Origin of the sequence: Streptomyces sp. NPDC060035, assembly GCF_042736635.1 — a bacterium.
GTDB lineage: Bacteria > Actinomycetota > Actinomycetes > Streptomycetales > Streptomycetaceae > Streptomyces.
In genome coordinates this window covers 236,638-254,357 of sequence record NZ_JBHWVO010000007.1, presented here as the reverse complement: position 1 = coordinate 254,357, position 17,720 = coordinate 236,638, and the positions used below count along the sequence as shown (strand labels likewise).

Below are 17,720 nucleotides of genomic sequence, written 5' to 3'. Positions count from 1 at the left end.
TTCTGGCCATAACGTGACCGTGGGCACAGTGTGGGTGGCCGTGGGCAATAACTGGCCGTTTCCGAGGGTATTCAGTTGGTGCCGGGGCACTGTGGGCCTGCGTTCAGCCGATCAAGTCGTGGGGGCGCGGTGGGGCCGTACTTCTTCCTTAGCTATGCCAGGACCGATGACCAGGACGCGTATGTGCGTCGGTTCTACGACGACTTATGTGCGCAGATCATGGAACTGGCCGGTAGCGCGGTCCGGTTGCCGGTCGGATTCCGGGACAACAGCTCGATCCGTATCGGTGAGCACTGGAGCGAGCGCCTGGAAAGCGTGCTGGGCGTCTGCCGTTCGATGGTGGCGCTCTACTCGCCCGACTATTTCCGCAGCGAGTGGTGCTCGCGCGAGGCCGGGGTGATGATGCGGCGCGCGAACCAGTACTTCGCGCGGACGCAGAAGGGTTCGTCGGCGCTGATCCCCGTACTGTGGCGCCCCGTCGACATACCGTCCGAGGTCGCGCACATCCAGTACGTCACCGACGGCTTCGGATCCTGGTACGCCGATGCCGGGCTGCAGCGGCTGCTCCAGAAGGATCCGGCGGGCGAGGACTACCGCAACGCCGTCCGGCTCGTCGCGCAGCGCGTGCTGTACGTCGCCGAGCGCGAGAAGCTGCCCGTGGCCGACGGCATCCGGCTGGCGCAGGAACCCCTGTCGTTCCCGCCGCGCACCGCACCCACCAGGCCGGGCAGCACCGTCCAGTTCTTCGTGGCCGCGGGCACGGCGGACACCCTGCCCGAGGAGCGCAGGAGCGCCCCGTACTACGGCCGTGCGGGACTCGACTGGAATCCGTACCACCCGCAGGAGGAGTATCCGATCTACCAGGTGGCGCAGCGCCTGGTGACGGCGCAGGGGTACGGGACCGCCTACCGGGAAGTGCGCACCGGGCTCACCCGGCAGCTCAATCAGGCATGGCGCGACGACCAGGTGTCGATCCTGCTGGTGGACGCGTGGAGCGCGCCGGTGTCGCCGTACCGCGAGCAGCTGGAGCAGTTCGACCGTACGGAACATCCCGCGACCGGCGTCCTCGTTCCCTGCCATCCCCGGGAGGAGAGCGAGCGGGGGGAGCTCTGGCTCGGGGTCACCGAGGTCTTCGAGCGGAAGTCGTCGCGCGGCACACAGGACAGGCAGTTCCAGGTCCGGGTCAGTGCCGCTGACTTCAAGCAGGCCCTGGGGCGGATGGTGTCCTCCGCGCAGAACAACCTGATACGAAAACGCCATGCCCCGGTGGCACCGGGTGCGGGTGAGCAGGGGGCGGTGTCCGTGCGCCCGATCCTGCGGGGGCCGAGCAGCGGGGCCGGCAGCATGCCGGGCGGCGCTCCGCCACGGGTTCCGGGGCCGGCCGGTGGGACACCGCAGGCTGGCCCTTCCGGTAATCGGCCGGCGAACCGGCCTCGCAGGCCCGGCGGGCACGGGCCGCTCGACTCTCGTGGTGACGGAGGCGCAGGGCGATGACCAGGGACGGTTCGGCGAGCGGGGATGCTTCGGGCGGCTGGGACGACGGCGACACGTTCGGGGGCGCGGAAGGGCTGCGGGTGGTGGGCACGCCCATGGGCTCCGGGGAGTTCGGGACTGCTTCCGGGGTGGCCGGAGCGGGGTCCGGAGCGAGCGGTGCCCACGTGCCGGCGGCGAGGTCCGGAGCGGCCGGCGTCCACGTGCCGGCGGCGAGGTCCGGAGCGGCCGGAGCAGCCGGTGCCGGCGAGCCCGGTGCCGGCGAGCCCGGCACCGTCGTGACGTTCTACTCGTTCAAGGGCGGTGTCGGCCGCACCATGGCTCTCGTCAACACCGCCTGGATCCTTGCGAGTAACGGCCTGCGTGTCCTGATCATCGACTGGGACCTGGAGGCGCCGGGACTCCACCGCTACTTCCATCCGCTGCTCGTCGACCCCGAGCTCGGCTCCACCAAGGGCGTCATCGACCTCATCCGCGACTACTCCATGCGAGCCTCCGGGCCAGGTCCCGAGCCCCTGCCCGGAGGGCGTGTCGACTGGGACCGTTGGTTCCGTGACCACTCCGATGTCGATGAGTGCATCGTCGGAGTGCGGATGGACTTCGCCGACGACGGGCAGCTCGACTTCCTGCCTGCGGGGCTCCAGAACGACGGATACTCCGCGGCCGTCTCCACGTTCGACTGGGACCACTTCTATACGCAGTTGCGGGGCGCCGAATTCCTCACGGCGCTGCGCGACGAGCTGAGCGAACGCTACGACTACGTCCTGATCGACAGCCGCACGGGACTGTCCGACACGGCCGGCATCTGCACGATCCTGCTGCCCGACATCGTCGTCGACTCCTTCACCCTGAGCGCCCAGTCGATCCAGGGTGCCGCAGCCGTCGCCGAGTCCGTGCGGGCCCAGGCCACGATGCGCCCCATCCGGATCCTGCCCGCCCCGATGCGCGTCGAGTACGCCGAGCAGAACAAGCTGGAGGCCGGGCGGGACCTGGCCCGCAGCAGGTTCCAGTCGTTCCTGGGCTCCATGACGCGCGAGGAGCGCGACCTGTACTGGGGCGACGTGGAGATCCCCTACCGGCCCTTCTTCGCGTACGAGGAGATACCCGCCCCCGTCGGTGACCGGCCCCACCAGGGCAACAGCCTGCTGGCCGCGTCCGAGCGGCTCACCGGCCGGATCACCGGCGGCCGGGTCACGAAGCAGCGCCCGATGCCGGAGACGATGAGGCGGGCCCTGCTCGCCTCGTACGAGCGGACCAAGGCGCCCGTCCCCTCCGACATCTTCCTCAGCTACGCGCCCGCGGACCGCATGTGGGCGGAGTGGATCGGCGCCCGGCTCACCGCGACCGGCTATCAGGTGGCCCTGAGCGGCTCGGCCGAGCACGCGGGCGCCGACACCATGACCGATGTACGGCTCGCCCTGGCCGGATCGGGCCGGATCGTGGTGCTGCTCTCGCCCGACTTCGTCCGGCTGCCGCACGCCCACGAGCTGTGGAAATCCGTCTCCTCCCGTGACCCGGCGGCCTCGCAGCGGATGCTGATCCCCATCCGGGTCCACGACGCCCCGCTGCCCGCTCCCTTCGCGGGTCTGGTCGCCGTGGACCTTGTCGAGCGGGATCAGGAAGAGGCGGAGCAGGCGCTGCTCGCGGCCGTGGGCCGACCGGACAACGCCGCGGCGGGCACCGTCCGGCCCTCCGGGAGGCCGGGGACCGACGAGGAGGGCGGACCGCGTTATCCCGGAGTCGTTCCCCGGGTCTGGCACGTGCCTTCGCGCAACCCCTCCTTCACCGGTCGTGCCGGGACGCTCGAGCAGATGCGCAACGGCTTCGCAGCGAGCGGGCTCCAGAGCGGGCCGCCGCAGGCCGTGTTCGGGCTCGGTGGAGTGGGCAAGACGCAGGTCGCCATCGAGTACGCCCACCGGTTCGCCGCCGACTACGACGCCGTCTGGTGGATCGCGGCCGGTCAGCCCGGACTCGTACGCCAGGAACTGGCCGCGCTGGCGGTCGAACTGGGACTGCCGTCGGGTGACGACGTGGCGACCACGGCAGCCTCCGTGCTGGAGGCGTTACGGCAGGGGCGGCCCTACCGGCGCTGGCTTCTGGTCTACGACAACGCCGAACGGCCCGAAGAGCTGGCCCCGTTGATCCCGGCCGGGCCCGGCCACGTCCTCGTGACCTCGCGCAACCGGGCCTGGGTGACAACGGCGGTCCAGGTGGAGGTTCATGTCTTCACCCGGGACGAGTCCGTGCGACTGCTCCGGCGGCAGAACCCGAATCTGACGGATACCGAGGCCGGACAGGTCGCCGAGGCGCTCGGCGACCTCCCGCTCGCCGTCGGGCAGGCGGCGGCCTGGCTGGAGCAGTCCGCGATGCCTGTGGAGACATATCTGCGGCTGCTGGAGACCCAGTTGACGCAGATGCTGGAACAGGAGCCACCCACCAGCTATCCGCGCTCGGCGGCGGCCACCTGGCTGCTGTCGCTCGCCGCGATGCGGGAGGCGACGCCCGCCGCCGCGCTGCTTCTGGAGATCTGCGCGTTCTTCGGCCCGGACCCGATTCCGATGTGGACGCTGTACGGCAGCCGTACGGCGGAACTGCTGGAGCAGTACGACGACCGTCTGGACGATCCGATGCGGATGGGCAGGCTGTTCACCGACATCAACCGTTACGGTCTCGCCCGCACCGACCAGGGCGACCGGACCATCAGCGTGCACCGGCTGGTGCAGGAGGTGCTGCGCTCCCAGGTGCCGCGCGAGCGGTGGGCCGAGATGCGCGCCCACGTGCACGCGATTCTGGCCGAGGCCAATCCCGGGTACGCCGAGGACCCCGCCTCCTGGGGACGGCACGCGGCACTGCTGCCGCACATGGCTCCGTCGCGGGCCTTCAACAGCAGGTCCGCGCGGGTACGCCGCTGGGTCGTCGACGCGGTCCGCTACCTGTGGCGGCGCTCCGATCACAGCGCGGCCCTGGAAACGGCCGATCGGGCGCTGGCCGAATGGGTCCGCGAATTCGGCGTGGGCGACTCCCTGGTCATCCTCATGCGTACCCAGAAGGCCAATGCGCTGAGGTCCGCCGGAAAGCTGGCGGAGGCACACGAACTGGGCCGGGAGGTGTGGCAGCAGGCCCGCGAGTCGCTGGGTGAGGACGACGAGTACACGCTGATCGCCGCCGGGAACCTCGGTGCCGACCTGCGCAGCACGGGGGCCTACACGCAGGCGCGGGAAATCGACCGCGAGACCTACCGGGTCAGTCAGCTGGTGCACGGTCCGCACGCTCCGCGGACCCTGAGCGCCGCGAACAACCTCGCGGTCTCCCTCTTCCTGTCCGGGGACCGGCAGGGCGCCCGTGATCTGGACAAGGTGGTGTACGAGTCCCGCCGCAAGGTGCTCGGAGCCACCCACCCGTACACGCTCACCTCCGCCAGCAACTACGCAAGGGACCTGCGCGAGACGGGGGCGCCGGACCAGGCGCTGAAGCTGCTCCAGGAGACGGTGGCGGTCTTCCGGGAGCGCACCGGCGACAACCACCCGGAAACGCTGAGTGCCGCCCGGAACCTCGCGGCGGTGCTGCGCCGGACCGGGCAGTACGAGGCGGCGCGGGCTCTCAGCACAGACATCTACGACACGTACATGAGAGTGCTCGGCCCCAACCATCCGGACACCCTCTCCGCGGCCACCAACCTGGCCTGTGCGCTGGTGGCCACGGGGGATGCGCAGGGAGCGCGGGCGCTCGCGCAGGACGCCCTGGACCGGCACCGCACCCAGCTCGGGGAGCGTCATCCGTTCGCGCTGGCCTGCGCCAACAACCTCGCCATCTACCTGCGGCTGACCGGGGCCCGGGACGCGGCGCTGGCCATGTCGCACAGGACCCTGCAGCAGTACCGGGAGGTTCTCGGCGGCGCCAATCCGTACACGCTGACGAGCATGATGAACCACGCCACCGATCTGGTCACCAACAACAGGACGGCCGAGGCGGTCGCACTGGAGCGCGAGGCGTACGCCGACTTCGTCCGCATCCTGTCCGCCGACCACTACGACGCGATCGGCTGCGCGTCGAACCTGGCGCTCGATCTGCGGGCGACCGGAGCGTCGGACGAGGCGACGGCGCTGCACCAGGACGCGCTGGAGCGGGCCGCGGCGACGATGGGGGCGGAACATCCCACCACGCTCGCGGTGCAGGCGTGGGCGAGACTCGACTCGGACATCGAGCCGCCCGCTCCCTGAGCCCGGACACTCCTGACCTCGGAGACCATCCGGCCGTGTCCTGTGATGCACGTCACAGGAACTGCGGGTCGTGGGCGGACAAGTCAGGAGGTGAACTACTCGATGCATGCCCGCATCCGCGCGGGGGACCCGGAGGCGTTCCGCGAGCTGTTCCGCGACCATGCCCAGCTCGTCTACCGGCACGCGGTGCGGACCACGGGGGACTGGGACGCGGCCGAGGACGTCGTGTCGCTGACCTTTCTGGAGGCCTGGCGGCTGCGCGCGAAACTACGGGACGAAGGTGACAGCCCGCGGCCCTGGCTGATGGGGATCGCGGTCAATGTGCTGCGCAACACGGGGCGCGCGGTCCGGCGGCACGAGAGAGCGCTGGCCAGACTGCCGCTGCGGGACGTGCTGCCCGACTTCGCTGACGAGTTGGTCGGGCGGATCACGGACTCGGAGGAACTGGCCGCGGCGAAGACCGCGTTGGGGCAGTTGCGCAGAGGAGAGCGCGAGGTGTTCGCGCTGTGCGTGTGGTCCGGGCTCGGTTACGCGGAGGCTGCCGAGGCGCTCGGGGTGCCTGTGGGCACGGTGCGCTCCCGTCTGTCACGGGCGAGAACCCGGCTGCGCAAGCTCACCGACGGGGAGTTGCGCCGCCGGCGGACAAAGAGGGAACCGGTCGGGACGGGCGGACAAGTACAGGGTGGCCGCGTCGATGCGGTCCGGTCGAACGAGGAGAGAAACCGATGAATCGCACCCCTTGGCGGCGGCGCCGGGAGCCGCTCGACCATGTGGAACCGGCGGCGCTGCTGCCGGCGCCAGGCGATCCGGTGCTTTCACGCGACCGCCTGACCACGCTCGAGGAGCACTTGATGAACGAGATCCGCCAGGCGCAGGACCGGAAGGCAGCCGAAGCGCAGCCGCAGACGGTGGCTCTTCTTCCGCCGCAGCCTCCCGAGCAGCCGCGCCGTACCGGCAGCCGTCGGCTCGCGTTGGCCGGGGCGGCCGTCGCGATCGCCGTGCTGGCCGGGGCGATCGGAGTCGCGCAGTTGACGGGGCAGGAGACCGTCGAAGCCGCCGGTCCGCCGGAAGGATCCGTTCCCGCTTCGGTGGTGCAGGTCGCGCAGGGCACGACGGAAGGGCTGAGCAGCACAGTCGACCGGATCTCCGGGGCGGCTGTGAAGGAGAAGCTCCCTGAGCCCCGGCCGGGGCAGTTCATCTACATCAGGAGCCAGGTCTCCTGGCTGTCGATCTCGGAGAACGCCGACACCGGGAAGAACGAGACCTATGTGCAGAAGCTCCATGCCCGCCAGGTCTGGCTGTCGCCGGACGGCCGCAGGGGCTGGCTGATCGAGCCGGGCAACGGCACCACGTCCGGGGCCGGAATGACTCTGGACGACGAGGGGGAGGCCCTGGAGCCGAGTATCGGTGCGCCCAGCTACGACTACCTCAAGACGCTGACCACCGACCCCGACGAGCTGCTGAGGAAGATCTACAAGGAAACGAAGGGGCAGGGCAACGGCCCCGACCAGCAGGCCTTCACCACGATCGGTGACCTGGTGATGGAGCAGGTGATGCCTGCGGAGCTGACATCCGCGTTGTACCGGGCCGCTGCGAAGATCCCTGGCGTCGTGGTGGTGGACGACACGACCGATGCGGTGGGGCGGCACGGTATCGCCATAGCCCGGACCGATGAGACCTCCGGCGACCGCACCGAGTGGATCTTCGACCCGAAGACCTTCAGCTATCTGGGGGAGCGCACAGTGCAGATGCGTGACGTGGAGGGGGTCGAGGCCGGCACGGTGACCGGGCACACGGCGATCACGGAGCGAGCGGTGGTCGACGCGATGAAGGAGCTCCCGGGGGCCAAGGGCAAGGTCTGATTCGAACGGGCGAGCAAGGACAGGGCGGGGCAGCCGTTTCTTGACGGGGGCGGGGTGCGGGCATAGCGTCGCCGGGTTGCTGAGACAGCGCTTGGAGAGGTCGTTCGTGCCGCACACCGGCCCCACCCCTTCCCCTTTGCCCACTCCTACTCCCGCCCACGATCCGGCCGCCCGTGCACGTGCCGAGGCGATGCTGACCGCACCCGGTGCTCCCTTTGCCGTGGTCCGTGCCGAGCACGGCCCCCTGGTCTACGCGAACGGGCCCCGCACACTGCGCGAGTTCGTGGAGACCACGTGGGCCTTCGGCGACCAGCCGTTCCTGATCGCGGGTGAACGGACCTGTTCGTACGCGGAGTTCTTCGCCGCCGCGTCCTCGCTGGCGCGGCGACTCTCCGAGACGTACGGGCTGAGCCCCGGCGACCGGGCTGTGGTCGCGATGCGCAATCACCCCGAGTGGCAGATCGCGTTCTGGGCGGTGCAGCTGGCCGGCCTGGTCGCCGTACCGCTCAACGCATGGTGGACGGAAGGGGAGTTCGGCTACGCCCTCGACGACTGCGAGCCGCGGGTGCTGCTGGTCGACGGGGAGCAGCTGCCGAAGGTGGCGGCCTGGGGGGAAAGGGCCGGGGCGCGCTTCGTCGTCTTCCATGACGAGGCCCTCGGAGGAGGGAGGCTGCCCGACGGGGCCGAGCGGTACGCGGACCTGCCCGACCCCGACCCGCTGGCCGCGCCTCCCGAGGTGGAGATCCGCCCGGAGGACGACGCCACGATCATCTACACCTCCGGCACCACGGGGCGGCCCAAGGGCGCCGTCGCCACTCAGCTCGCCCAGGCGGGTGCCGCTCTCAATCCGCGGTACCAGGCCGCGGCCTCCGCACTGGGCCGCGGGGTCATCCCGGGGCAGGGACCGGCCCCGGTCACCCTGATGACGTTCCCGTTCTTCCACGTCGCGGCGTTCACCAGCCTCTACGCGGCGATGGCCGCGGGCGGGACCCTCGTCCTGATGCGCAAGTGGGACGCCGATGAGGCGTTGCGGCTGATCCGTGAGCACGGGGTCACGCACTACGCCGGTGTACCGGCCACCGCGCTCCAGCTGATTGCCGGAGCGGACCGTGCGGGTGACGGTCTGGAGAGCCTGCAGATGCTGAACACGGGCGGGGCAGCGGCTCCGCCCGATCTGCTCGCGCAGCTCACCGCCCGGCACGGTGAGCGGATCGAGCCGCGCAACGGCTACGGCCTGACCGAGACCAGCGGGGGAGTGCTGGCCAATTTCGGCGCCTCGTACCGCGCCCACCCCGAGAGCGTCGGCACTCCGACGCCGGTCACCGAGGTGCGGATCGCCGGTGCGGCGGGGGAGGCACTCGAGGAGGGCGAGGTCGGCGAGCTGTGGCTGCGCGGTCAGTCCGTGGTCCGCGGCTACTGGCGCAACGCGGCGGCGACCCGCGAGGCGTTCAGCGGCGGCTGGTTCCGTACGGGGGATCTCGCGGTGGTCCGGGACGGGCGGGTCGCCGTGGTCGACCGGATCAAGGACATGGTGATCCGGGGCGGCGAGAACGTGTACTGCGTAGAGGTCGAGGCGGCCCTGCACGACCACCCCGATGTCGAGGACGCGGCGGTGCTCGGTGTTCCGCACCCGGTGCTGGGCGAGGAGGTCGCGGCTGTCGTCCGGCTGCGCCCGGGCGCCGAGGTCACCGTCGAGGAGCTGCGGGCACAGGTGGCCCGGAGTCTGGCCGGCTTCAAGGTCCCGGCCCATGTGCTGGTGACGCACGAACCGCTGCCCCGGAATCCGACCGGGAAGATCCTCAAGCGGGAGCTGCGGGAGACGGTCAGGGACCATGTGCGGGGGAGTGGGGGCTGAGCACCGCGGTTCTCAGGGCCGGGTGATCCGGACCTCGTAGTTTCCGTCGGCGTTCTTCGCGAGCACGGATATGCGTATGCCGTTGGGCCGGTCGGTGAAGGTCTCGCCGGGTTCGAACGGGGCGTCGGAGAGTTCGGCGTGGACATTGGGCTGCCGGGTACAGCCGCCACTGTCCTCGGTGCTGTCCGTGACGGACACGGGCCCCTGGCCGGTGTCGACGTCGGAGCTCACCTTGTAGATGAGGACTCCGGGCCTGCAGACCGCCTCGTCGTTGCCCGCCGGGGTGCGTACCTCCACCGCGTAGCCGGACTCGGCGCTCAGCGGTACGAAGGCCAGCTTGGGGCCGCCGGTCGTGGCCAGCGGGCCGAGGGTGTGCTCACTGGTGCCGGGCATGGCCGCGCAGCTGATCTGGCTGTTGCCGAGCCAGCCGAGCTTCCACTTGTGCCAGCCCAGGAGGTCGTTGTTGGCGCCCCAGTCCTCGGACATGACGTCCCAGTGGCCCACGGAGCCGCCGCCTTCCATCGTGTACAGGTCGGGCAGCCCGAAGACATGGCCGTTCTCGTGGGGCAGGACCCGGTAGCCGGTTTCCGCGTACGAGCCCGACCCGTCGTCCTGGCGGCTGTAGACGAAGGACGTGTTGGCGAGCGGGACTCCATCGGCGAGCGGGGCGTCGTCGTTGCCGGAGAACGTGACCGACAGGACGGTGTCCAGCGCGGAGGGGCCGGCATTCGGGGTGACCAGAACATTGACCAGGTCGTACGCGGAGAAGTCCACTTTCGGGTCCGCTGTGCTCACGAGGTCCTTGACGAGCTTGCGGTAGCCCGGTTCGTACGGCGAGCCCCGCTCTATTCCGTACTCGGAGAACGGCCGGGGCATCCGCAGCCAGTCCTTCACGGGGGCGTCGGGGACATAGGTGAGACGGCCGTAGGAACTGATGCGGAACCAGTCGGCGGTCTGCGGGAAGAATTCCGCGAGCCGGTCCGCGGCCGGCTCCGTCGCCTGCGCGTCCGGGAAGTCGATCATCAGGTTGAGGGCCTTGATCTCGCCCGTGGAGCGCGCGTATCCGGGGGGTGTCGGCATGCCCTCCGACATCTGCACGCCCATGGTGGCAGGGATCCGGCAAGGGGTGAGGCCCGTTCCCCGGGGTGCGGCCACCGGTCCCGCAGAGGCGCGGCTGGGGACCGGGAGCGTGGAGCTGGCCGATGCCACGGTCGCGATGACCAGGGCCGTTGCTCCGGAGAGGGCGATGGTGCGGCGGTACCTGCGTATCCGGTGGCGGGTCTGCTGCATAGGGCGCCTTCGGGGGGGTCCGCGGCAGTCGGCCGGCCCTGACTGCACTCTGGCGAACAGCCTGTGCCGGGTCCTGGGGGTCCGCTCGTTGGGTGCGCCGGTGGAGGGGTTTTTGCCTCATAGAATGGTGTGGCGCAGGTCACATTGATGGGGGAAATAACCGGGGATCCTTTCCCCGTTTGCACCTGTGTCCCCGCGAAACGGGGAAGCGGTCCCCGGTTAGTCCGAGGGGTCGCCCACACACCGAAAGGGAAGGGCCGCCGTCGTGGAGACCGACACCGCCGCCTGCGCCGCGCAGCGCCGTATGCCCCGTCCGCGGGCCGACGCACTGCGCAACCGGGAGCGGATCGTGGCGGCCGCCCGCGAGATGTTCGTCGAGTTCGGCCCGGACGTGCCGCTCGACGACGTCGCACGCCGGGCCGGGGTCGGCAACGCCACGCTCTACCGGAACTTCCCCGACCGGGCCGCGCTGACCCATGAGGTCGTCCTCGCGGTCACTTCCCGCACCACCGAGCGTGCCCAGGAGGCCGTCGCGGCGGAATCCGATCCGTTCGCCGCGCTCAGCCGCTTCGTGCACGCGGCGGCCGACGAACGGATCGGCGCACTGTGCCCGATGCTGTCGGGCGGCTTCGACAAGGACCATCCCGAACTGCTCGCCGCGCGCCGGCGCCTCGAAGAGGCCGTCGAAGGGCTCGTGTCGCGCGCCATGTCCGCAGGGCGGCTTCGTACCGACATCGCCGTCGGTGACGTACTCGTCGCCCTCTCCCAGCTCACCCGGCCGCTGCCAGGCATCGCCTGTCCGGACATCGACCGGTTCACCCACCGCCATCTCCAGCTCTTCCTGGACGGTCTGGAAGCTCCGGCCCGCTCCGAGCTGCCCGGATCGGCGGCGACCTTGGAGGACCTGCGCCGCAGGCACTGACGCCGACGGCACATCAGAGACTCAGCAGACTCACAGGGCCCCAGCGGCCGACAGAACACACAAGGAGCAGGTCGGGGCCTGACCAGCAGGTCCGACCGCCGGACCGGCGCGCCCTCTTCCCGCGTCGGCCGCCGGCTCGTTCCGCCGATCCCGAACCCTTCACGACGACTCTTCGCGTCCACGCGCGTCCTTAGGTGGCTACTTCCATGTCCAAAACGGCCGACACCCGGCTTCCGGATCCCAGTCGCTGGAAAGCACTGGCCTTCATCGCCGTCGCCCAGCTGATGGTCGTCCTCGACGCGACCATCGTGAACATCGCCCTGCCCTCCGCCCAGACGGACCTGGGCATTTCCGAGGGCAACAAGCAGTGGGTCATCACCGCCTACGCGCTCGCGTTCGGTGGACTCCTGCTCTTCGGTGGACGCATCGCCGACCTCTGGGGACGCAAGCGCACCTTCGTGGTCGGCCTGCTCGGCTTCGCCGCGGCCTCCGCGATCGGCGGCGCCGCCCAGGGCGAGGCGATGATGTTCGGCTCCCGTGCCCTGCAGGGCGCCTTCGGCGCGCTGCTCGCACCTGCCGCCCTGTCGCTCCTCGCGGTGATGTTCACCGACGCCAAGGAGCGCGCCAAGGCCTTCGGTATCTACGGGGCCATCGCCGGCGGCGGTGGCGCGGTCGGGCTGATCCTGGGCGGCTTCCTCACCGAGTACCTGAACTGGCGCTGGACGTTCTTCGTCAACATCCCCTTCGCGATCGTTGCCGCCGCAGGTGCCTACTTCGTCATCCGTGAGCCGGCCGGTGGCCGCAACCGCTCGCCGCTCGACATCCCCGGCGTCATCCTGTCCACGCTGGGCCTGGTCTCGCTGGTGTACGGCTTCACCCGCGCAGAGTCGGCCGGCTGGTCGGACTCGCTGACCATCGGCATGTTCGTCGCGGCCGCTGTGCTGCTCCTGGCGTTCGTCGTCACCGAGTCGCGCGTCAGGTCCCCGCTGCTGCCCCTGCGCGTCCTGATGGAGCGCAACCGCGGAGGCGTCTACCTCTCACTGGGCCTCGCCATCATCGCGATGTTCGGCCTCTTCCTCTTCCTGACGTACTACCTGCAGGTCGCGAAGGGCTACTCGCCGGTCAAGACCGGCTTCGCGTTCCTTCCGATGATCGCGGGCATGATCACCGGTTCCACGCAGATCGGCGCCCGGCTGATGACCCGGGTCCCGCCGCGGCTGCTGATGGGCCCCGGCTTCCTGATGGCCGCGATCGGCATGCTGCTGTTGACCCAGCTGGAGGTCGACTCCTCGTACGCGGGCGTCATCCTGCCGGGACAGCTGCTGCTCGGTCTGGGTATGGGTACGGCGTTCATGCCGGCCATGTCGCTGGCCACGCACGGCATCGAGCCGCGTGACGCAGGCGTGGCCTCCGCGATGGTGAACACCTCGCAGCAGGTCGGCGGCGCCATCGGTACGGCGCTGCTCAACACGATCGCGGCGGGTGCCACCACCGCGTACATCGCCGACCACGCCGCAGGTGCCTCCGACCCGAAGCTGCTGCAGCTTCAGGCCATGGTGAGCGGCTACGCCAGCGCGATCTGGTGGGCGGTCGGCATCCTCGCCACGGCCTCGGTGATCGCGGTGACGCTGATCAACACCGGGCGCCCGGGCACCGGAGCGACCGGTTCAGGAGACGGGTCGGTTGACCGTGCGGACGGCCTCGAGGACGAGCTCAAGATCCCGGTCGTCGCGCACTGAGCCGGCCCGGGCGTGACGGTGTGACGCCCGAAGCCGCCTGATATCCGTGCTGGTTCATCTGCCCTGGTTCCGCTCAGCGGAGCCAGGGCAGATCCGCGTCCGTGTCCTCCGGCTGCAGCCCGGTGGCGATGACCTGCATGATCTCGCCGAGGTTCTGCACCTGCTCGGGGGTGAGCCGGGCGAACATGGCCTGGCGCACGGCGTCGACATGGCCCGGTGCGGACCGCGCGAGCATTTCGTGGCCCTCGTCGGTGAGGACCGCGTTCTGGCCGCGCTTGTCCAAGGGGTGCTCCTCCCGGCGGACCCACCCGTTCCTCTCCAGCCGGGCGACGGCGTGCGAGAGCCGGGAGCGGGTGATCTTGGCGTCCTTGGCCAGCTCGGTCATCCGCTTCCGGCGCCGGGGAGCCTGGGAGAGCTGGACGAGCAGTCCGTAGTAGATGTGCGGCATGCCGGCATCGCGCTGCAGCTGGCGGTCGAGGTGATCCTCCAGGAGCGTGGTGGCGTGGAGATACGCGCGCCAGACGCCCTGCTCTTCGTCGCTGAGCCAACGAGGCCCACCGGTGGATGCCGTGGTCATGTACTTCACTGTACGACCTTTTCTTGAAAGTTGAACTAGATAGAGCTAAGGTCTGCCGGGATTGGAACTTGAAGATTCAAAGAAATGATCTGCCGAATCACCGGTGCCCGTGGCAGGCGTCCGTCCCTGGTGCCTGTAGATAACACATACCTTGATCGGCCGAGGAATGGGAGTGCCATGACTGACACCGCGGAACGCATGCCTGCCCTCTACCTCTCCCACGGCGCACCGCCGCTGGCCGACGACCCGGTCTGGCCCGGCGAGCTGGCCGCCTGGTCGGCGGGGCTGCCGCGCCCCAAGGCGATCCTGATGGTCTCCGCGCACTGGGAGGAGGCCCCGCTCGCCCTCGGGGCCACCGAGGCGGTGCCGCTCGTCTACGACTTCTGGGGTTTCCCGGAGCACTACTACCAGGTGCACTACGCGGCCCCGGGGGCCCCGGCGCTCGCGGACGACGTCCGCAAGCTCCTGCGCGGTGCGGGCACGCCGGTCCAGGACATCGCGGACCGCGGCCTCGACCATGGGGCGTACGTGCCGCTGGTGGAGATGTTCCCGAGCGCGGACATCCCCGTACTCCAGATCTCCATGCCGACCCTCGACCCGCAGAAGCTGATGGACATCGGGCGCAAGCTCGCTCCGCTGCGCGACCAGGGGGTGCTGATCGTCGGGAGCGGCTTCTTCACTCACAACCTGGCGGCGCTGCGGCACCCGGGGGGCGGTATCCCCGGATGGTCGGCGGAGTTCGACGACTGGGGGCACAGGGCGCTCCAGGCGCAGGACGTCGACTCGCTGCTGGACTTCGAGCGCAAGTCGCCGGCGGGCAAGCTGGCCCATCCGCGTACCGAGCACTTCGCGCCGCTGTTCGTGACGCTGGGTGCGGCGGAGGGCGAGCTCGATCAGGGGCGCAGCGTCATCGAGGGCTTCTGGATGGGTCTGGCGAAGCGCTCGGTTCAGTTCGGCTGAGCATCGGCTTCTCGTACCAGGACACGTCCCAGTAGCGCCCGAACTTGCGGCCCACCTCGGTGTACGTACCGACATGGCGGAAGCCGAAGGCGTCGTGCAGTCGTACCGACGGCTCGTTCGGCTGGGCGACGGCCGCGTAGGCGCGGTGGATGTCCTCGTCGGCCAGCGCCTCGAACAGGGCCTTGTAGAGGAGCGTGCCGATGCCGCGGCCCGTGGCGCCGGGGTCGCAGTAGACGCTCACCTCGACGGAGGTGCTGTACGCCGCCTTGGGGCGGTACGGGCTGCTGGTGGCATAGCCCAGGACCTTCGGCGCGTTGTCAGTGGTGAAGGCGTCCTGGGCAACCAGGAGGCGGTGCGGGCCGTCTTCAGGGTGGGAGCGCAGCCACGGCAGTCGCTGGTCCGGAGTGAACGTGGCCGTGTCGAACGTGAGCGCGGTCTCACGGACGTAATGGTTGTAGATGTCCGTGAGAACTTCCAGATCGGCTTCCGTGCCGGGCCTGACCTGCACTCCTGCCGGTATCCGTGACATCTGTCCTCCTGCTGGGGCCGACAGGGTACTGCATGATCGCGAAAGTGAATGGTCGCCGTGGGAATTCTGTCCGGATTCCAGTCGTTGTTTCCATCGGATGCAGGGCACCCGAAAAGGTGTCGCGACCTACTGAGTAAGGGAGCACGCATGGCAACCCGTGCCGTCGCCCGTCGTTCGTCCGCCACCACCGGCGGGACCAACCGGGCAAGCAGTGTTCGCGCCGTGGGCGGGGAGATCGCCGATCGCGACCTGGTCGGCATGTACCTGGACGAGATCGCTCGCACACCGCTGCTCGACGCCGCCAAGGAGGTCGAGCTCTCGCAGACGATCGAGGCGGGCGTCTACGCCCAGCAGATCCTCGACGGTGGGGTGGAGAGCAAGGCCGGCGGAGCGAAGCGCAAGGAGCTGGAGGCGCTGGTCGCCGAGGGCGAGCGCGCCAAGGACGTATTCATCCGTTCCAATCTCCGGCTCGTCGTTGCGGTGGCCCGGCGCTACCCCCGAGCGGGCCTGCCCCTGCTCGACCTGATCCAGGAGGGCAATGCGGGCCTGGTGCGCGCGGTCGAGAAGTTCGACTACGCCAAGGGCTTCAAGTTCTCCACGTATGCGACATGGTGGATCCGGCAGGCCATCACCCGCTCGATAGCCGACCAGTCCCGCACGATCCGGCTCCCCGTCCACCTCGTCGAGGAGCTCGGCCGGATCCGCCGGGTGCAGCGCGAATTCAACCGTGAGCACGGGCGCGACCCGGAGCACTCCGAGATTGCCGCCGAGCTGGACTCCAACGCCGAGCGCGTCGGCAACGTCCTGGACTGGGCCCGTGACCCGGTCAGCCTCAACATGTCCGTGGACGACAACGGTGACACGCAGTTCGGTGACCTGCTGGAGGACACCTCCGCGGTGTCGCCCGAGCAGTCCGTGATGACGCTGCTGCGCAGCGAGGAGCTCGAGGACCTGATCGGCAAGCTCGACAACCGCACCGCCTCCATCATCCGGATGCGGTACGGGATCGAGGACGGCCGTGAGCGGACCCTCACCGAAGTGGGCAAGCAGCACGGTCTGACGCGGGAGCGGATCCGCCAGATCGAGAAGCACGCACTACTCGAATTGAAGCGAATGGCTCACGACACGGGCTTTGACGCTGCGGCGTGAGCCATTAACCCGTAACCTCCCAATCAAGCCGGTTCGCACCGGCCCGACGACCGGTCGCATTCCGGTCCCATGAGCTGAGTCCCGGCGCCCACCCCCCCCGGCGCCGGGGCTCATTCATTTCTTCTCCGCCCCGGGCCCGGCCGAGGACGCCCGGGTCAGGCGGGCGCCCAGATCGCTCAGGTAGGCCACCAGCGACGGCGGCCCGTGCGCGGTGAACTCGCAGTCCACGAGAGCCAGCCGCAGAGCCACCCACTCCAGCGAGTCCGAGGAGACCGAGCGCAGCCGGCAACTGTGCTCACCGGTCGGCTCCGGAGCGCCGAGCGCCGTGGACAGCCGTGCCGTCACGAAGTCCGCCGGGGCCCTGAACGTCACGTCGATGCGCAGATCCGGCTGCATCCGGGACATCGACCGGGCGAAGAACTCCGCGGCGTCCCCGCCCTCGGTGGGCAGCTCGCGCGGGGTGAAACGGGCCCCCGTGGCGAACGGATCGCTCACCCGGTCCACCCGGAAGGTGCGCCAGTCCTCACGCTCCAGGTCGTAGGCCACGAGATACCAGCGGCTGCCCGTGCTCACCAGCCGGTACGGTTCGACCTGCCGTTTCGACGCGGTGCCGTCCCCGGAGCGGTAGGCAAAGCGCAGCCGCTCCTGCCCGGTGACCGTCGCCGCGATCGCCGTCAGCGTCTGCGGATCAATGGTGGATCCGTCGCCGCGGGTAAGGGGCACGGTGGCCTTCTGCAGGGAGGACACCCGGTGGCGCAGCCGTGAGGGAAGAACCTGCTCCAGCTTGGCCAGCGCCCGTACGGACGCCTCGTCGACGCCCTCGATGGCATGCCCGGCTCCGGCCCGCAGCCCCACCGCGATGGCCACGGCCTCCTCGTCGTCCAGCAGGAGCGGAGGCATGGCGGTGCCCGCGACCAGGCGGTAGCCGCCGATCGAGCCGCGCGACGCCTCGACCGGATAACCGAGGTCGCGGAGCCGGTCGATGTCACGGCGGATGGTGCGCGGGCTGACGTCGAGTCGCTCGGCCAGTTCGCTGCCCGGCCACTCGCGCGGTGTCTGGAGGAGCGACAGCAGATTCAGCAGTCGTGCCGGGGTATCGGTCATGGTTCCAGGATGCCGGTCCAAC

The 17,720-nt window shown here is 69.9% G+C and carries 13 protein-coding genes; 9 read left to right on the top strand and 4 right to left on the bottom strand.

The window, feature by feature from the left end:
* Positions 1-129 precede the first annotated feature (129 nt).
* The 5 genes from ACFWBQ_RS14240 to ACFWBQ_RS14220 all read left to right on the top strand — a co-directional run bounded on the left by ACFWBQ_RS14240 (position 130) and on the right by ACFWBQ_RS14220 (position 9,428).
* Positions 130-1,494: a TIR-like protein FxsC gene (locus ACFWBQ_RS14240; RefSeq protein ID WP_385487602.1), complete on the top strand. Its 1,365-nt coding sequence runs from the start codon at positions 130-132 to the stop codon at positions 1,492-1,494.
* Positions 1,491-5,711: an FxSxx-COOH system tetratricopeptide repeat protein gene (fxsT, locus tag ACFWBQ_RS14235; RefSeq protein ID WP_385487600.1), complete on the top strand. Its 4,221-nt coding sequence runs from the start codon at positions 1,491-1,493 to the stop codon at positions 5,709-5,711. Before ACFWBQ_RS14240 ends, fxsT begins: the two co-directional genes overlap by 4 nt.
* Before the next feature lie 102 nt (positions 5,712-5,813).
* Entirely contained in the window at positions 5,814-6,440 is a 627-nt protein-coding gene (locus ACFWBQ_RS14230) for an RNA polymerase sigma factor (protein WP_385487598.1), read from the top strand.
* Positions 6,437-7,573, top strand: a complete 1,137-nt coding sequence (locus ACFWBQ_RS14225; RefSeq protein ID WP_385487596.1) for a CU044_5270 family protein — start codon at positions 6,437-6,439, stop codon at positions 7,571-7,573. The genes ACFWBQ_RS14230 and ACFWBQ_RS14225 overlap by 4 nt, the downstream gene beginning before the upstream one ends.
* A gap of 106 nt (positions 7,574-7,679) precedes the next feature.
* Positions 7,680-9,428: a class I adenylate-forming enzyme family protein gene (locus ACFWBQ_RS14220; RefSeq protein WP_385487775.1), complete on the top strand. Its 1,749-nt coding sequence runs from the start codon at positions 7,680-7,682 to the stop codon at positions 9,426-9,428.
* Between the two features lie 12 nt (positions 9,429-9,440).
* On the opposite strand, the gene ACFWBQ_RS14215 is transcribed toward ACFWBQ_RS14220, so the two are convergent.
* Positions 9,441-10,718, bottom strand: coding sequence for a M6 family metalloprotease domain-containing protein (locus ACFWBQ_RS14215; protein ID WP_385487594.1), 1,278 nt, complete (start codon positions 10,716-10,718; stop codon positions 9,441-9,443).
* 304 nt (positions 10,719-11,022) lie between these two features.
* Here ACFWBQ_RS14215 and ACFWBQ_RS14210 point away from each other — a divergent pair, with 304 nt between their 5' ends.
* A complete protein-coding gene (locus ACFWBQ_RS14210; protein ID WP_385487773.1) occupies positions 11,023-11,640 on the top strand; it encodes a TetR/AcrR family transcriptional regulator in 618 nt (205 codons plus the stop codon).
* Positions 11,641-11,846: 206 nt separating this feature from the next.
* Positions 11,847-13,379 carry an MFS transporter gene (locus ACFWBQ_RS14205; RefSeq protein ID WP_385487592.1) on the top strand — a complete coding sequence of 511 codons (1,533 nt, stop codon included), beginning with the start codon at positions 11,847-11,849 and terminating at the stop codon, positions 13,377-13,379.
* A gap of 73 nt (positions 13,380-13,452) precedes the next feature.
* Here the strand turns inward: ACFWBQ_RS14205 and ACFWBQ_RS14200 are convergent, their stop codons facing one another.
* Entirely contained in the window at positions 13,453-13,965 is a 513-nt protein-coding gene (locus tag ACFWBQ_RS14200) for a MarR family winged helix-turn-helix transcriptional regulator (protein WP_385487590.1), read from the bottom strand.
* Positions 13,966-14,133: 168 nt separating this feature from the next.
* Between ACFWBQ_RS14200 and ACFWBQ_RS14195 the strand changes: the two genes are divergently transcribed.
* Positions 14,134-14,916, top strand: coding sequence for a dioxygenase (locus tag ACFWBQ_RS14195; RefSeq protein WP_385487588.1), 783 nt, complete (start codon positions 14,134-14,136; stop codon positions 14,914-14,916).
* Here ACFWBQ_RS14195 and ACFWBQ_RS14190 read toward each other — a convergent pair.
* The gene (locus ACFWBQ_RS14190; protein ID WP_385487586.1) at positions 14,864-15,445 is read right to left on the bottom strand and encodes a GNAT family N-acetyltransferase; all 582 of its coding nucleotides are present in this window, start codon (positions 15,443-15,445) and stop codon (positions 14,864-14,866) included. The two genes, ACFWBQ_RS14195 and ACFWBQ_RS14190, sit on opposite strands and share 53 nt — an antisense overlap.
* A 147-nt stretch (positions 15,446-15,592) precedes the next feature.
* Between ACFWBQ_RS14190 and ACFWBQ_RS14185 the strand changes: the two genes are divergently transcribed.
* On the top strand, positions 15,593-16,594 hold the full coding sequence (locus ACFWBQ_RS14185; RefSeq protein ID WP_385487584.1) for a sigma-70 family RNA polymerase sigma factor: 1,002 nt from the start codon (positions 15,593-15,595) through the stop codon (positions 16,592-16,594).
* 114 nt (positions 16,595-16,708) lie between these two features.
* Here the strand turns inward: ACFWBQ_RS14185 and ACFWBQ_RS14180 are convergent, their stop codons facing one another.
* The gene (locus ACFWBQ_RS14180) at positions 16,709-17,698 is read right to left on the bottom strand and encodes a helix-turn-helix transcriptional regulator (RefSeq protein ID WP_385487582.1); all 990 of its coding nucleotides are present in this window, start codon (positions 17,696-17,698) and stop codon (positions 16,709-16,711) included.
* Positions 17,699-17,720: the final 22 nt, after the last annotated feature.

Bases quoted from the DNA above. Each gene is read 5' to 3' on its own strand.
- fxsT (WP_385487600.1), top strand. From the start codon at position 1,491: ATGACCAGGGACGGTTCGGCGAGCGGGGATGCTTCGGGCGGCTGGGAC.
- ACFWBQ_RS14230 (WP_385487598.1), top strand. From the start codon at position 5,814: ATGCATGCCCGCATCCGCGCGGGGGACCCGGAGGCGTTCCGCGAGCTG.
- ACFWBQ_RS14225 (WP_385487596.1), top strand. From the start codon at position 6,437: ATGAATCGCACCCCTTGGCGGCGGCGCCGGGAGCCGCTCGACCATGTG.
- ACFWBQ_RS14215 (WP_385487594.1), bottom strand. From the start codon at position 10,718: ATGCAGCAGACCCGCCACCGGATACGCAGGTACCGCCGCACCATCGCC.
- ACFWBQ_RS14210 (WP_385487773.1), top strand. From the start codon at position 11,023: ATGCCCCGTCCGCGGGCCGACGCACTGCGCAACCGGGAGCGGATCGTG.
- ACFWBQ_RS14205 (WP_385487592.1), top strand. From the start codon at position 11,847: ATGTCCAAAACGGCCGACACCCGGCTTCCGGATCCCAGTCGCTGGAAA.
- ACFWBQ_RS14195 (WP_385487588.1), top strand. From the start codon at position 14,134: ATGACTGACACCGCGGAACGCATGCCTGCCCTCTACCTCTCCCACGGC.
- ACFWBQ_RS14190 (WP_385487586.1), bottom strand. From the start codon at position 15,445: ATGTCACGGATACCGGCAGGAGTGCAGGTCAGGCCCGGCACGGAAGCC.
- ACFWBQ_RS14185 (WP_385487584.1), top strand. From the start codon at position 15,593: ATGGCAACCCGTGCCGTCGCCCGTCGTTCGTCCGCCACCACCGGCGGG.
- ACFWBQ_RS14180 (WP_385487582.1), bottom strand. From the start codon at position 17,698: ATGACCGATACCCCGGCACGACTGCTGAATCTGCTGTCGCTCCTCCAG.